We start from the raw sequence: 15,224 nt of genomic DNA, 5'->3' as shown, positions 1-15,224 counted from the left end.
TCTCCGGGAAGGGGCGTTCCGGCGGCGACCGGAGGGGCTGGCCGCGGCCGATGGAAGGAATCGGGCGACAGTCTATCCGGTACGCGCGGCGCTGGCGACTGCTGCGCGGGGATGGGGGCGGAGGTCGTGATCGGGCCGGCCGGCGGCAGCGCGGCTGGCGGCCGGCCCGCGAGAAGGATGCGGCATTGCGGGGCGAGGTTTGAGCACGAAGGAGCGGAAGAGGCGGAAGAGGCGGAAAGCCCGGCAAGCCGGAACGAGAGCATGCAGGCCGGCCGCGCTCGCTGCGCCCCGGCTCGTTACCCGCCCGCCGTCAATGACTCGAACAAGGCACTTCGCGCTTCGGCAACGGCGTTTCATGCTCCGGTTCGAAATCGGCTTCCCGTGTGCCCGACGGCGTAAGCGACACGAAATGCATCGCGGTGCCGCTCCCCGGGAAGCCGGCGATACCGGTCAAACCCCACGGAATCGGCGAACGCTGCACGCCGCTCACTGAAATGTCCGCCGGCCCGAGCGCCAGCGTCAGCAGCCGCCCGTCGCGGATCGGCACGTACGCATGCGTGCCGGACACCCCAATGCCGGATTCGCGCACCGACGCCGGCAGGCAGTCGAGCGTCGCCGTGCGGCGGCCGTCCGGCGCGATCAGCATCGCGACGCCGCGATCGTCCGCCGTCGTCGTGACGACGATGAAGCGGTCGATCTCCGGCACGTAAGCCGACGAATACACGTAGTACTGGATCGCGTCGTTCAGCGTCCCCAGCTTGTCCAGCTTTGCCGTGACCGGATCGAACATCGCGTATTCGAGCGTCGCGTCCGTGCTGCCTTCGATGTATTTCTGCCATACGAGCAGCGCGGTATGCGGCGAGCCCGCGACGACGGGCCACCACTCGCGGCGGTGCGGCACGACCGCGACATGGTTCAGCATGCGCCCGGCCGCGTCGTAGGTTTTCACGTACACGCCGTTGCCGGTGCCGAGGTTGTCGATGCCGCCGCCGTCGATCCAGTCGGCCGAATAGAACACGACGAAGCGGTCGGCCGCCGTGGCGACGTGCCCCGAGTGGCCGCCCGATTCGACGTCGTTCGGATAGGGCTTGATCGGCTTCAGGTCGCGGCGGTAGACGCCGTAGCGCTGGCTGACTTCCTGCGGCGCATTCCAGCCGTCCTCGAACGTGACGAAGATGTCGCCGCGCGCGTTCTGCGCGATCGACACGGGCTCCTGCGCCTCGGGGCGGCTGATGAACGTATGGACGTGCAGCAGGTGCGGCTTGCCGGGCAGCCATTCGCCGACGTACACGTCGTGCGGCCAGTTGCCGCTGCGCATCGCGCCGTGCGGCACGACTCCCGAACTGCTGAAGAACACCCAGCGCTTGCCGTTGCCGGCGTCGGCCACGCCGATGCCGTGCATGAAGCTGCGCGGATCGACGGCCGGGTGAGATGAAGGGCCGGCCTGCACGGTGACCGTATGCACGGCCGGCGCGGCGGGGAAGGCGGGCTGCATCGCCGTGACGATGCAGCATGCGCCGCACAGCGCGGCCGCGACGCACCGCGCGACCGCCTGTGCCGGGCGCGCGCGACCCCTCATTCCACGGTCACCGATTTCGCGAGGTTGCGCGGCTTGTCGACGTCGGCGCCGCGCGCGCAGCCGACGTGATAGGCGAGCAGTTGCAGCGGAATCACGTTGACGATCGGCGACAGCAGGTCACCGGATTCGCGCACGCGGATCAGGTGCGTGTCACGGTCGGCGTCGATTCCGAGTTGGTCGCCGGCCAGCACGTAGAGCCGTCCGCCGCGCGCGCGCACCTCGGCCATGTTGGATTTCAGCTTCTGGAACAGGCGGTCGTCCGGCGCGATCGTGACGACCGGCATCGCGCTCGTGACGAGCGCGAGCGGGCCGTGCTTCAGTTCGCCGGCCGCATAGCCTTCCGCGTGGATGTACGACACCTCCTTGAGCTTCAGCGCACCTTCCATCGCGATCGGGAAATGAATGCCGCGCCCGAGGAACAGCGCGTTCTCGGTGCGTGCGAACTTCGTGGCCCAGCCCATGATCTGCGTCTCGAGCGCGAGTGCGTGGCCGATGCGCTCGGGCAGCGCATGCAGCTGCTTCAGGTGCAGCGCGACCTGCTTCGCGTCGAGCCGGCCGCGCAGCTGCGCGAGCGTCAGCGTCAGCACGAACAGCGCGACGAGCTGCGTCGTGAACGCCTTGGTCGACGCGACGCCGAGCTCGATGCCGGCCCGCGTCAGGAACCGCAGCGGCGCGTTGCGCGCGATCGTGCTGGTCGCCACGTTGCAGATCGCCATCGACAGTGTCTGGCCCATGTCGCGCGCCTGCTCGATCGCGCCGATCGTGTCCGCCGTCTCGCCCGATTGCGAAATGCCGACGACGAGCGTGCGCGGATCGGCCACCGTCTCGCGGTAGCGGAATTCGCTGGCGATCTCGACCTGGGCGGGCACGCCCGCGATGGCCTCCAGCCAGTATTTCGCAGTGAGCCCCGCGTAGTAGCTGGTGCCGCAGCCGAGCAGCAACACGCTTCTCACTCGCGACAGCAGCGCGCGCGTGCCGTCGGCGGCGTCGAACAACGCCGGTGAAATCGTGTCGATGCCGTCGAGCGTGCTGGCGATCGCTTTCGGCTGCTCGAAGATCTCCTTCTGCATGAAGTGCTGGTACGGGCCGAGCGCGGCGTCGCCTTCGCGCGCCTTCACCTGGCACAGCGGGCGCTGGGCCTCGTGCCCGCCCGAGTCGACCACGGCGATCCGGTCCGGCGTGATCAGTGCGACGTCGCCGTCTTCCAGGTAGACGAAGCGGTCGGTCAGGTCACCGAGCGCCGCGCAATCCGACGCGAGGTAGTTCTGTTCCGCGCCGATGCCGATCACGAGTGGCGAGCCGGCGCGCGCGGCGACGAGGCGCTGCGGCTCTTTCGCGCTCAGCACCGCGATCGCGTACGCGCCGTGCAGCCGCTTGACGGCGCGCACGACCGCATCGAACAGGTCGTCGCGATAGAGGCTGTGGATCAGGTGCGCGATCACCTCGGTGTCGGTCTGGCCGCGAAACGTATAGCCGCGCTCCCGCAACTCCACACGCAGCGCGTCGTGGTTCTCGATGATGCCGTTGTGCACGACCGCGATCGTGTCGCCGGACATGATCGGATGCGCGTTCATTTCGGACGGTGCGCCGTGGGTTGCCCAGCGCGTATGCGCGATGCAGGTCTGCGCTTCGAGGCCCAGCGTCAGCACGCGGGCCTGCAGGTCGGTCACGCGCCGCAACGTGCGTTCGCTGCGCAGGCGGCCGTCGTCCTGTACGGCGATGCCGCACGAATCGTAGCCGCGATATTCGAGCCTGCTCAGCGCATTGACCAGTTGCGGCACCTGATTGTTCAGGCCGCTTGCTCCGACGATTCCGCACATGATTCACCTCGTCCACAAAAGGTTGCCGGTCTGCCGGCAAAATGCGGCAGCGCGGTATCTGGAGTGGCGCCGAGTCGCACGAATGGCATCCCCGTGCGCAGCGGCGCGTCTCCGCTGACCTACTCGCGGGGCTGCGGCCCCGCGTGGGCTACCCATTCGATGCCGGAAATCGAGCCGTTCGCGTCGTGCGACGCGACGAGAATGCGCGTCGTGCGCCGCGCGCCGCGCCGGCGGGCGCTTGCCAGCACGGTCGGGGGCACTGAGCGCACCTTCGCGCTGGCCGAGCGCCGCAGTATCTTCGATACGCGCAGCCGGTAGGCCAGCGGATGGACGACGCGTCCGGCGATCAGCCACATGACGATGGTGCCCGCGATGAGCGCGATGCTGGTCGCGTAGAACACCATCTGTTCGATCGGCATCTCGGCCGGATTGAACGGCAGCAGGTAGCGGTACGTGTAGATGCAGATCGATGCCCACACGGCGCCCACCAGCGCGGGCCGCAAGAGCCGGAACCAGACGATCAGCACGGACCCGACGAGGCGGCCGCGTTCGGCGATCAGTTCGCGCGGTGCGCGCAGGGAAAGGTCAATAATCGGTGCGTTCTTCATGTTGAATGCCTCGGTCGGGGCTGACCCATACGGCCCGCTTGCCGCGGCCCCGCAGCACGACGGCAGGCAGGGCGACGACGGTGGTGATCATGCTGATCAGCCAGAAGGCGACGGGATACCAGATGGTGTCCAGGAAATACATCAGGAGTTTTTCGTCGTAACGACGATCGATCATGCTGCCGATGATCAGTTGCAGGATGCAGGTGGCGACCAGCAGCATGCCGTGCCAGTGCGGCACGACCGATACGTGCCAGTCTTGCGGCAGCGGGTACACGACATTGATGAGCGCGAGCAGCAGGATGAAAGACATCGAGTACGCCCATGCGATGCCGATCAGGTACTCGGCGAACAGCGGCCACATCATCATCTGCGTCGGCCGCGCGAGCGTGCCCGCGTACTTCATCAGCACCTGGATGCCGCCCTTCGACCAGCGCAACCGCTGCCGGTACAGGCCCTTCACCGTCTCGGGCATCAGGATCCAGCTCAGCGCGTGCGGCTCGTACACGACGCGCCAGTCGCGGCACTGCAGCTTCCAGCTGATGTCGATGTCCTCGGTCAGCATGTCCGAGCTCCAGTAGCCGACGTCGGCGAGCGCGGTCTTGCGGAACATCGTGATCACGCCGGATACCGTGAAGATGCGGCCGTACACTTGCTGCGTGCGCTTGATCAGCCCGACGATCGACGAGAATTCGCCGACCTGCATGCGGCCGAGCAGCGACGTGCGCGTGCGGATGCGCGGGTTGCCGGTCACGGCGCCGACGCCCGGATCGGTCAGGAAATGCTCGAGCATCCAGCCGATCGCGTCATGCGCGAGCAGCGCATCGCCGTCGATGCACAGCAGGTATTCCGCGTTCGACACGGCCGCCGCGGTCGTGAGCCCGACCGCCTTGCCTTCGTTGCGCGCGTGATGGATCACGAGCAACCGGGGGATTTCGACGGCCAGTTCGTTGAGGATCTCGCCGGTGCGATCCTTGCTGCCGTCGTTGACCGCGATGATGTCGTAGTTCGGATACTGCATCCGGTCCAGGTGGCGGATCACGCTGCGTGCGTTCGCGGCTTCGTTGAAGCAGGGCACGACGATCGAGATCTTCGGGATCCCGCTCGACGCGATCGTCCGCGTGGACACCTCGCGGCCTTCCTCGAGCAGGAAGTAGTGCACGACGCCGCCGATCATCCACAGGTACGACATGAAGAACGGGTAGTAGAAGACGAAATCCTGCAGTCGCTGGATGATGCTGTGGGTGGTCATGGCGTCTTCGTTCCCTGGGTTTTGTGCATCTGCATCAGCGCGTTGATCGAGGTCGGGTCGAGGCGCGACTTCAGCGACATCACGTCGCGCATCGCGTCGAGATCCGGCTGGTCGTTCAGGAAGTTGTCGGGGTAGTAGCCGAAATTCACCGCGCCCTCGCTGCGCAGCCGCCGCATCTGCGCGAGCAGCGTGCTGGCCGCCACGTCCTTGTGCGCATGCCAGTCGTACGACTGCAGTTCGAACACGGTGCGCTGCAGGCCGAGCTTCTTCGCACGGACGGCCTTCACGAGCTGGTCCATCCAGCCTTCGGGATCCTTCGCCTGCTCCATGTACGGCATCGCCATCAGCGCGACGTAGTCGTACGTGGCGAGGAAATCGTCGTAGTTCTGCGCGTACCACGCTTCCGATTCGGGCTTGAGCACCGGCATCGCGAAGATGTTGCGCGCGGTCAGCACGTCCCCCACGTTCTGGTGGGCCAGCACGATCTGTTGGAGCTGGCGGGTCAGGTCGATCAGGTAGCGCGACTTCTGCCGGGTCCAGCGTTTCAGCAGGTCGGGGTTCTCGCGGATCTTGCCGACGTCGGCCGGCAGCCCCCACTGCGAATAGATGCGCTGTGCGTGCCGGCCCGCATCCTCGTAGTCGTCGAGCACCGCGTCGTCGCTGAACAGGATGCCGCTGAACGATGCGTGCTTGCTGAGATCCTCGTAGATCTGCTGGATCATCAGCCGCGCATCCGGATCGAACGGACTCAGCCGGAACGTGCGCGTGCCGTTCTCGCGGGCCGGCGCGCCGCCGTAGGCGCTCACGGCCTCGAGCCCGCGCAGCTTGTCGGCCGGCGGGCGGAACGCGAGCACCGGCATCCATGCATACACCTGCACGTTGGCGCGCGTGTTGAGCTGCCACGCGGCGCGCGAGAACAGGTCGGCGCGCATCGGCAGGTGCCGGTTCGGGAAATACACCGCTTCGGCCACGCCCGTGCCTTTCGGGTCCGCATACGCCTGCAGGTAAACCGATTTCGGCTGCATCCGGTAGATGCGTTCGATCAGCTTGCCGAGATTCGCTTCCTGCCGCGCGGGGTCCGGATCGTAGACCTGGTCCAGGTCGACCTGCACGGTGCGCTCCGGCACGTCGACGTCGCCGCGGTTCGACGCCGGCTCGCGCATCGAGCGCTCGAACCCGCCGATGTCGACGTCGTACATCATCAGGATCCGCCGCAGCCGGTCCAGCGGCACGTCCGGCGTATTCGGGCCGGCGTCGAGGCTGAACTGGATGTCCATGCCGAGCGACGTCGAGATCTGGCGCACGGGCTGGTTTTCCGCGCCGTACGGCCACACCATCGAGCGTGCGACGATGCCGGTGCGTTCGCGGATCTGCCGTACGCACGTCTGCAGGTCGTCGTGCACGCGTGCGTGGAATTCGGCGTCGGTCTCATAGCGTTTCTGATCTTGCAGGTAGAGATGCGACGTGGTCGCCGGCAACTCGTTGCCTTGCGGATTCGCGACCGCGCCGTGATGGAGGTCGTGCGTGTGGCAGCCGAGCTCGACGAATTCCGACTGCCCGAGCTTCTTCACCTCGTCCCACGACAGGAAGTAGTCGCGCGGCACCTGGACCTTGTCGCTGATGCGGATCGGCGTATCCGGCGGCGTGTCGATCCATGCGGTGACGAGGCCCATCACGGCCGGATACTTGAAGCGCTCGAGCAGCGGCAGCACCTTCGTGTAGTGGCTGCGAAAGCCGTCGTCGAACGTGAGGAGCACCGCGCGCGGCGGCAGCGGCTTGCCGCCGTGCCGCGACTCCTCGATCTGCTTGACCGTGATGGTGTGGTAGTTGTTGGTCTGCAGCCACGAGAAGATCGCGGTCAGCGTGCCGGTATCGACCGCGAACGGGTCGATCAATGCCGACGCCGACTTCGATGAAAACGACGCCATCAGGTTGTCGCGCACGTCGTGCATGCAGATCACGCGAAACGTCTTGCCGTCGGCCGGATCGGACGGCGGCAGCAGGTCGATCATCCTGGCGTTGGTCACGCCGGGAAACAGCGAACAGGCGGCAAATGTACCGAGGCATCCGCACATGAAGGTCCGTCTGGTTTGCATTACCCGATCTCCTTGCTAGAACGGCAGGTTGACCGACATGAAGCCGGTTTCGGAACGCTCGCGCTGGCCGTCGTATGCGTGGCTGCTGACCTCCACGCCATAGCTCAGCGTGATGTCGTGCTTGAACGTCCATGCGTGCTCGAGGCGCGCGCTCCACAGGGCGCTGGTGCCGAAGCCGCGCTCGTTGTACATGCCGCCGGACACCGAGACGCGCTGCTGCAGCCCCATGTCGCCCTTCTTCCACAGCGTCATCTGATGCATGACGGTCGCCGCGGCCGCGTAGTCGCGGCCCGGGCTGAAGTAGGGCGCATCCGTGCGCGTGTTGCTGTCGGTGCCGAGATCCAGCGATACGTTGACCTGCTGGGTGGCGCTCGTGTACACGCGCTGCGTGGCGGTTGCCGCGATCTCCTGGTGCAGGTTCGAATCGCTGTAGCGGCTCACGCCGTAGCTCAGCTTGATCTCGCGACGGTCGTTCTGGCGATACACCACCGACACGTTCGCCGAGCGGCCCCAGATGTGGGCGGCGTACGCCTTCCACGGCAGCGAGTTGTCGTTGGAGTCGAGCGCGCCGCTGACGGTCCAGTAGTCGTTCAGCGCGTACGCGATCGATCCGCGGCCGCCCGTTCGTCCGTCCCCGCCGAGCGAACGCGTGACTTCGCCCAGCACGGTGAGCGGCCCGTGCCGGTAGTCGCCGCCGACGCCCGTGCGCGTGCGGCTGACGCTGCCGCCGTCGGTTTGCGCATGCCCGAAGAACGTGTGCGAGAAGACGCGCCAGTTGTCGCCGAACGGTTGCGAATAGATGTAGCTGTCCGACGTGAAGCTGTTGTCGGCCAGTGCGCTGTTGCCGTGCTCGAAGCTCAGGTCGGTCGTGAACACGGGGCTGCGGTACGCCTTGTAGTCACGCTTGAAGCCCCGCACGGCGCCGCTGTCGGGGAATGTATTGTCCAGCGTCTGGTCGACGCTCTTCGCGGTCGCGTAGTCGTCGGCCGTGAGCGACGCGCGGCCGAGGCCCGCGAGCATCTCGACGCTGTCGGGATGGTCGGTCAGCGACGCGCGATACATCGCGATCGCCTGGCGCGGATGCGACTGGCCGGACACCGCGTCGGCGTGCGCGGCACGGATCTCCGCGTTGAACGGCACCTGTTTCTCGAGTTCCTCCAGCGCGGCGATCCCTTGATCGGCGTGGCCCGTGAAGATCAGGTATTGCGCGCGCAGCCGGTAGTAGCGCAGATAGTCGCTTTCCCCCGGGCCGACGGCTTGCACCTCCTTGGCCGGCGGCAGCGACGCGCCCATGTCATCGAGCACCCGCTTCGCGTCCGCCGCGCGCCCCTGGTCGACGTACGACCAGAACAACCCTTCGCGCAGCTCGATCGGGCGCGTGCGCGCGCCATACTGGAAGCCGCGGGTCGCGCGGTCCGTCGGCGACGCGGTCGCCTGCTTCAGCGCGCGCTGGTACACGGCGTTCGCCTTGCCCGGTTCGCTCAGGTACAGGTAGGCGTCGCCGACGGCCGACAGCGCATCGATCGAGATCTCCGCGTTGGACGGAATGGTCTCGAACGTCGTGACGGCCGTCTTCATGTCGCCGCGCGCCGCATAGGCGATCGTGCGGTCGCCGGCGAGCGCCGTCCTGACCGGCGTGTACTCGGGCGTGGCCGGCATCCGCTTGTCGAGATCGTCCGCCGCGCGCAGCGCGGTGTCGATCCCGTCGAATCGGTCGGCACTCGTCATCGAGCGCGACTTGTCGCGTCCGCCGCGCACCTGCTGGCGAATCGACAGTTCTTCGAGTTGCGCGATGTCGACGGCGGAGAACGCATCGGGCCGTGCCTTCGCTTCATCGAGCGCCTTGACCGCGCCGCCGCTCGCCGCGAGGCCGAACACGTCGTTGCGCACGGTTTCGACGTCGGCGGTCCGCAGATTCGGCGCGCGGGCGTTCGGCATTTCGACGTCGGGCCCCTGCGATCGCTGAGTCGGCTCGCCCGGCAGTTGGGCGCCGGGCGTCTGAGCGTTCGGCGCCGGGGACGACGGCGGCGGCGAACCAGGCATCTGGGGAACGGGCGCGGGCGAGTTCGGCATCGGGGTGCCGGATACCTGCGCGGTTTGCGTCGGCGCAAGCGGCGGCGTGGCGGGTGCTGCTTGTTCGATCTTCGGCGGGGTGTCCGAACGCGGCGCGACCGGCGTTGGCGAGGGGGATGCGGACGTGTCGGACGTCGTCGAAGCGGGCGGCGTCGATGCTTCGGGCGGGCGGGCGTTCTCGGCCTGAGCAAGCAGCATCGGCGCTGTCGATGTCTGCGCGACCGGTGCCGGCGTATGCGTCGTATTCGTCGTATCCGGCGATCGCGCCCCCGGCACGGCGGCGCTCGATTGCGGCGCCTCCGGTTCCACCACGACCGTGGTCGGCAGGGTCGGCGGCTGCGGGTTCGAGGCCTGCGCGATTTGCATCGACGCATCCGAAGCCCGCGCGATCGGCGTCGGCGCATGAGGGGGCGGGGCGACCTCGGCCTGGGCAATCTGGATCGACACGACCGTCGGCTGCACATCGCGCGGCACCGCATCCGGGGCGCCGTTGGTCCCGGCGAAATCGTTGATGCGGCGCGCTTCCGGATCGCCGTCGGCGGAGAAGCAGGGGCCTGACGCGACCAGCAGCAACACCAGCGGCGCATGCAGGAGGAGCCGTCGGCTGGACGGAGTGACGGTGGTGCATTGTTGTTTCCGATTGTTGTCCACGAGGTGGTCTCCTTTCGAAACGATCACATCGGTTGCCCGCCTGGCGACGCACGTCATCGTGCGTCGCGCGGCCGGGCCGCGAGTGCCCGGCGCTGCGGCCCCGGCTTACAGCCGGTTGCGGATCGCCTGACCGAGCAATGCACGCGATTCGCTGTTCGTCGGGTCGATCGCGAGCGCCCGGCTCGCGTTCTGCTCCACACAGTTCCATTCGTCGATCACCGCGCATGAGCGCGCCTTCGCCAGCGCACGCGCGCTTTCCAGTTCTGCGTGCGTGACGCTTGCCGTCTGCATGCGCGCCGTGTCGGTGCCGTACGGCCGGGGCCTGGGCGCGAAGTTCATGCGCCTGCTCGTGCCTGCCAGCGTTTCGGTACGCTGCGCACGATGCGCGGCACCGTGCCGCGTGGCGGCGCGACCGTAGGCCGACGCCCCGTGCGCACCGGCCGCGAGCGTCACGGGCGGCGCATGCGGTGATTGCCGGTGTTTTGCAATGGCACGGGGGGCGGGCTGCGGCGCGGCTTGCGGTTCGACCGCCAGCGTGACGGGCGGCACGGTGGATACCTCGGGCGCAGCCGAAGTCGCCGCGACCTGCGGCGGCGGCGCGGGCGGCGAGGCCTGCGTGCGTGCCGAGGCCGGCCCGGGTTCGGCCGATGTTAGGGGCGTACCGGTTGCGGTTGTGCGCGAGGCAAGGGTCATGATTGCCTTGCGGGTTTTCCCGACGGCGGTTCCGATCGCGCCGGAGATGTCGTGCGTCACGCTCGCATGGCCGACCGTCGTGTCCCGTTCGGCGTACGCGAAGATGCCGAAGATCGCGGCGAATGCGACGAAGCTGAGCGCCGCGTTCTTTCCGGGACCCCAGGAGGGTTTCGGCTGGTGGGCGGGCGAGCCGTCCTGTCGTTCTGCACGAGTCATTCATGTCTCCTCGATTCGATACGGTGTGGCGTAAGACGTGATGGGGTGCGCTCAGGTGGCGCTCACCATTTCAACTGCGTGGTCAGCGCACCCGTTTCGACGATCGCGAACTGGGTCGCGCCCTGATAGGTTCCTTCGACCCGGTAGCTCGCATCCGGCACGCTGAACAGGCAACGCGACCCCGAGGCATTGAATTCGACGAGCACGCGGCCATGTCGCCGCAGGCGCACCTGGACGTTGGCGAGCGGCTGCCCCGTCTGGGCCGAAGCAAACGACACGCCCAGGTTGTACGGCCGTCCGTCGGGCGGCAGCGGTGCCGTACCGTCGATCCGCGCATCGCCGCAGATATACGAAATGACGTAGCGATCCGCACCCGGGCCGGATGCAGGGGCGGGCGCGGGTGGCTGGGACGCGAGCGTCTGGGCCATCGCATTCATGCAGAGCGTGGAGAGGAAGACGCTCAGGAAAGGGCGAGCCTGCTGTCGAAACGAGGAAGACATTGCAACCTCCCGTCCGGAATCAATGGCGAGCATTTATTCCGAGTCAGATTTGCCAACGTTCTTTTTGCGACACGCTATTGATACACGATGGATTTTGAACCAACAACCGCGTGTGGCCTGAATGGGACGGCGTTAAATATCCTATTTAAATAGGATAACGATGGATTCGTATGACTCTCTTGCCTATGAAGAAAGTCGATATTGCCGAATATGAATATTGCTATTCGGTAGGGATGATCCAGCACGCATTGAATCACGTCGGACGTATCGACATTCGTGCCGAAAAATAACGACTGATAAAAGGAATTTTTGCGACTGTGTTCCGGGGGAATTGATATCGATCCGGATACAGGTCGCGCGATATGAAACGCGGCGGAGGCGTTTCTGGTATTTTAGTTTGTTACAGCTAAATCGAAACTTTTAATTTGTTCTGTAACAGGGTATTTCTGCCAAGATAATCAGACGGAAAATGCCGGTTTGCTATGTCGGACGTAAAAACTTCATCCTCGGAATGCAAACGATTGCGATTCGTCTGATATCGATTCCGCGTCCGGCGCGATAATTATTCAGGCTAAAGCGGGATCGTTGCCTGCTACCGGCGAGCGGGGCGCGCGCTCCGGGAAGCGGCGCGGCGCGAATGGACGCGCACACCGGATCGCCGCAAACCGCACTTGCGTTCGCGTCGTCCGCGGCAACGACGCGAACGCGACGATCAGCGGCTGCCGCCCGCGCTGCGCCGAGCGATGCGCATCGCCGGTGCGGCGGCGGGTTCGGGCGCGCCGGCTGCACCTTCGACCGCCGCGTGCGGCCGGTTCATGATGTAGGTCCACAGTTGCTCGGCCGCGAGCCCGCGCTTGCGGGCCGACCGGTACAGGCGGATTTCGAGCTCGGTGATCCAGTCGCCGGAACCCGCGCATACGAGCGTGCCATCCGCGAGTTCCTTCGCGACGCAGCTTTCCGGCAGCCAGCCGATCCCGTGCCCGGCCACGACCATGCCCTTCAGGGCCTCGGACATGTGTGTCTCGAAGCAGCGGTGCAGCACGTACGGCTCGGTGGCATTCAGCAGCAGCATCTCGACGATGTTGCCGAGAAACGCGCCCGACGAATACGCGAGCAGCGGCAGCGGTGCATCGGGGGTGCCCGGCAGCTGGAACACGGGCTTGCCGCGCGCATCGGGTGTCGACACGGGCAGGATCCGTTCGACGCCGAGGCTGACGAACGGGAAGTGGTTCGGGTCGAGCACGATCGGCAACTGCGGATGGTGATAGCCGAGCAGCAGGTCGCATTCCCCTTCGACGAGCTGCTGCACGCCTTCCGGCACGTTCACCGCGTTGACGCGCGCGGTGACGTGGCCGACCTCGCCGTTGAGCTGCTTGAGCCACTCGGGAAACAGCGTGAAGACGAGCGTGTGGGCCACCGCGAAACGCACGACCTGATCGCTGGCCGCGAACTGGTCGTAGCCGTTCACGAGATTGCGTGCCGCATACATGCTGCGCAGGATGTCCGCGGCGAGCCCGCGGAACATCTGGCCGGCCGGTGTCAGCGTGATCGGGTTGATGCTCCGGTCCACCAGCTTCGCGTCCATCCAGGTTTCGAGCGCAGCTATTCGTCTGCTGAATGCCGACTGCGTGAGGTGCCGGTTACGCGCGGCCCGGGAAAAGCTCTTGGTATCCGCAAGGCTCAGGAAATCTTCCAGCCACTTTGCTTCCATTTCGATCTTCGCTTTTTATAGTCGGGCGCCTGAAAGGCGGCGGCACCGTTTGCTGCACGAACTTTCTAGCGTACCGCGCCTCGCGCCGGTCGGGCCGATGTTTTTTTTCGATGGGTGTCAGTCGAAATATGCATGGGCGTTGTCGGCGGGATTACGGCTGCATAGCGTTGAGGTGCCGGACCCGGCTAACCGGACAGTTCATCGCGTCGAACTGCCGGTGCGGCCGCAGACGGTACTTCCCTCCGGGCCGGTTGCGCCGTGCGCGTGCCGGCCCGCCTTCATGGCAGCGGTCCAGTGCCCGGTCGCGCCGTTTATTGTGCAGTGCAGATTGCACATTCGTGACACGCGGGGGAACTATGTTTGAAAGATGCGGCGCAGCATCGGCCGTGCGCGCTCGCGGCGCATGTCCGCGCACGCCGCGTCGGGTGTTGCACTATTGTGGTGCGCAATGCTGCGCGGGCGTGCCCGGCGCGGCGCAAAAACGGGGGGATATCGAGGGGATCGAGCAAGGCACGTTCCTTGCAAAGCATTCATTACGCCGGTCCGGCATGCGCAATGCCGGGGAAAACGATCGATGGAGAAAAGATCGATGAAGCCATTCGATGAAATGCTGCAATCCGGCGACATGGTAAGGGCGCCCTACGCGCGCCTGAAGCAGTGGCTCGACACGCAGAATCCCGCGAGCCTCGCCCAGAAGGCCTACGACGCGGAAGGCGTGTTCCGCAAGACGGGCATCACGTTCGCCGTCTATGGCGACGCGGAGGCGGCCGAGCGGCTGATTCCGTTCGACATCGTTCCGCGCATCATCTCGGGCGCCGAATGGAGCCGGCTGTCGCTCGGCATCGAGCAGCGCGTGATGGCGCTCAACGCCTTCCTCGACGACATCTACCACCGCCAGGAAATCGTGCGTGCGGGCATCGTGCCGAAGCACCTGATCGCGCACAACGAAGCGTTCATCCCGGAGATGATCGACTTCCGGCCGCCCGGCAACGTTTACACGCACATCATCGGCGTCGACATCGTGCGCACCGGCGAGAACGAGTTCTACGTGCTGGAAGACAACGCGCGCACGCCGTCCGGCGTGTCGTACATGCTGGAAAACCGCGAGACGATGATGCAGCTCTTTCCGGAGCTGTTCCAGCAGGTGAAGGTGCGCCCGGTCGAGACCTATCCGCAGATGCTGCGCCAGTCGCTCGCGGCCGTATGCCCGCCGGGCGGCAATGCCGACAACCCGACCGTCGCCGTGCTCACGCCCGGCATCCACAATTCCGCGTACTACGAACATTCGTTCCTCGCCGACCAGATGGGCGTGCATCTCGTCGAGGGCAGCGACCTGCAGGTGATCGACGGCCGTGTCGCGATGCGCACGACCGAAGGCTTCCAGCCGATCGACGTGCTGTACCGCCGCGTCGACGACGCGTTCCTCGATCCGCTCACGTTCCGCCCCGATTCGGTGCTCGGCGTCGCGGGGATCATGGACGTGTACCGCGCGGGCAACATCACGATCGCGAACGCGCCCGGCACCGGCATCGCCGACGACAAGGCGATCTACTCGTACATGCCGGAGATCGTCGAGTTCTACACGGGCCGCAAGGCGCTGCTGGAGAACGTGCCGACCTGGCGCTGCGGCGAAGCCGACAGCCTGAAATACGTGCTCGACCATCTCGACGAACTGGTCGTGAAGGAAGTGCACGGCTCGGGCGGCTACGGGATGCTGGTCGGGCCGTGCGCGTCGAAGGCCGAGCTCGAAGCCTTTTCCGCGAAGCTGCGCGCGCGCCCAGCGAACTACATCGCGCAGCCGACGCTCGCGCTGTCCACGACGCCGATCCTGACCGAAGCCGGCCTCGCGCCGCGCCACGTCGACCTGCGGCCGTTCGTGCTGGTGTCGGACCGGATCCGCATCACGCCGGGCGGGCTGACGCGCGTCGCGCTGAAGGAGGGATCGCTCGTCGTCAACTCGAGCCAGGGCGGCGGCACCAAGGACACCTGGGTGCTGGCCGACTGAGCCGGACGCGACCGCGCGCCCCG

10 protein-coding genes are annotated in these 15,224 nt (G+C 66.4%); 1 reads left to right on the top strand and 9 read right to left on the bottom strand.

Annotated features, from left to right (window positions below; all coding sequences use genetic code 11):
- Nucleotides 1-310: 310 nt before the first annotated feature.
- The 9 genes from C5O79_RS29945 to C5O79_RS29905 form a co-directional block, all read right to left on the bottom strand.
- Entirely contained in the window at nucleotides 311-1,579 is a 1,269-nt protein-coding gene (locus C5O79_RS29945) for a hypothetical protein (protein WP_122475518.1), read from the bottom strand.
- Nucleotides 1,576-3,399 (bottom strand): glutamine--fructose-6-phosphate transaminase (isomerizing), encoded by a 1,824-nt coding sequence (gene glmS, locus C5O79_RS29940; protein WP_122475520.1) that lies wholly within the window; start codon nucleotides 3,397-3,399, stop codon nucleotides 1,576-1,578. Before glmS ends, C5O79_RS29945 begins: the two co-directional genes overlap by 4 nt.
- A gap of 119 nt (nucleotides 3,400-3,518) precedes the next feature.
- On the bottom strand, nucleotides 3,519-4,007 hold the full coding sequence (locus C5O79_RS29935) for a hypothetical protein (protein WP_046547551.1): 489 nt from the start codon (nucleotides 4,005-4,007) through the stop codon (nucleotides 3,519-3,521).
- The gene (gene pgaC, locus C5O79_RS29930; RefSeq protein WP_046547552.1) at nucleotides 3,985-5,256 is read right to left on the bottom strand and encodes a poly-beta-1,6-N-acetyl-D-glucosamine synthase; all 1,272 of its coding nucleotides are present in this window, start codon (nucleotides 5,254-5,256) and stop codon (nucleotides 3,985-3,987) included. The genes C5O79_RS29935 and pgaC overlap by 23 nt, the downstream gene beginning before the upstream one ends.
- Complete coding sequence (gene pgaB, locus C5O79_RS29925) at nucleotides 5,253-7,352, bottom strand: poly-beta-1,6-N-acetyl-D-glucosamine N-deacetylase PgaB (protein ID WP_046547553.1); 2,100 nt, start codon at nucleotides 7,350-7,352, stop codon at nucleotides 5,253-5,255. The genes pgaC and pgaB overlap by 4 nt, the downstream gene beginning before the upstream one ends.
- Before the next feature lie 15 nt (nucleotides 7,353-7,367).
- On the bottom strand, nucleotides 7,368-10,076 hold the full coding sequence (gene pgaA / locus C5O79_RS29920) for a poly-beta-1,6 N-acetyl-D-glucosamine export porin PgaA (RefSeq protein ID WP_122475522.1): 2,709 nt from the start codon (nucleotides 10,074-10,076) through the stop codon (nucleotides 7,368-7,370).
- A 105-nt stretch (nucleotides 10,077-10,181) separates the two neighbouring features.
- Entirely contained in the window at nucleotides 10,182-10,985 is an 804-nt protein-coding gene (locus C5O79_RS29915) for a hypothetical protein (RefSeq protein ID WP_122475524.1), read from the bottom strand.
- A 62-nt stretch (nucleotides 10,986-11,047) separates the two neighbouring features.
- On the bottom strand, nucleotides 11,048-11,485 hold the full coding sequence (locus C5O79_RS29910) for a hypothetical protein (protein WP_046547556.1): 438 nt from the start codon (nucleotides 11,483-11,485) through the stop codon (nucleotides 11,048-11,050).
- A gap of 712 nt (nucleotides 11,486-12,197) precedes the next feature.
- Complete coding sequence (locus C5O79_RS29905) at nucleotides 12,198-13,196, bottom strand: LysR substrate-binding domain-containing protein (protein WP_046547557.1); 999 nt, start codon at nucleotides 13,194-13,196, stop codon at nucleotides 12,198-12,200.
- 589 nt (nucleotides 13,197-13,785) lie between these two features.
- Between C5O79_RS29905 and C5O79_RS29895 the strand changes: the two genes are divergently transcribed.
- Nucleotides 13,786-15,201: a circularly permuted type 2 ATP-grasp protein gene (locus C5O79_RS29895; protein ID WP_039357160.1), complete on the top strand. Its 1,416-nt coding sequence runs from the start codon at nucleotides 13,786-13,788 to the stop codon at nucleotides 15,199-15,201.
- Nucleotides 15,202-15,224 lie beyond the last annotated feature (23 nt).

The organism is Burkholderia sp. SRS-25 (genome assembly GCF_004343765.1).
GTDB classification, from domain to species: domain Bacteria; phylum Pseudomonadota; class Gammaproteobacteria; order Burkholderiales; family Burkholderiaceae; genus Burkholderia; species Burkholderia contaminans.
The sequence above is the reverse complement of the archived record's forward strand: the minus strand, read 5'-3'. Positions and strand labels throughout refer to the sequence as shown.

What these genes read in the sequence shown, in the direction of transcription:
- C5O79_RS29945 (WP_122475518.1), bottom strand. Translation starts at nt 1,579, where the DNA reads ATGAGGGGTCGCGCGCGCCCGGCACAGGCGGTCGCGCGGTGCGTCGCG.
- glmS (WP_122475520.1), bottom strand. Translation starts at nt 3,399, where the DNA reads ATGTGCGGAATCGTCGGAGCAAGCGGCCTGAACAATCAGGTGCCGCAA.
- C5O79_RS29935 (WP_046547551.1), bottom strand. Translation starts at nt 4,007, where the DNA reads ATGAAGAACGCACCGATTATTGACCTTTCCCTGCGCGCACCGCGCGAA.
- pgaC (WP_046547552.1), bottom strand. Translation starts at nt 5,256, where the DNA reads ATGACCACCCACAGCATCATCCAGCGACTGCAGGATTTCGTCTTCTAC.
- pgaB (WP_046547553.1), bottom strand. Translation starts at nt 7,352, where the DNA reads ATGCAAACCAGACGGACCTTCATGTGCGGATGCCTCGGTACATTTGCC.
- C5O79_RS29915 (WP_122475524.1), bottom strand. Translation starts at nt 10,985, where the DNA reads ATGACTCGTGCAGAACGACAGGACGGCTCGCCCGCCCACCAGCCGAAA.
- C5O79_RS29910 (WP_046547556.1), bottom strand. Translation starts at nt 11,485, where the DNA reads ATGTCTTCCTCGTTTCGACAGCAGGCTCGCCCTTTCCTGAGCGTCTTC.
- C5O79_RS29905 (WP_046547557.1), bottom strand. Translation starts at nt 13,196, where the DNA reads ATGGAAGCAAAGTGGCTGGAAGATTTCCTGAGCCTTGCGGATACCAAG.
- C5O79_RS29895 (WP_039357160.1), top strand. Translation starts at nt 13,786, where the DNA reads ATGAAGCCATTCGATGAAATGCTGCAATCCGGCGACATGGTAAGGGCG.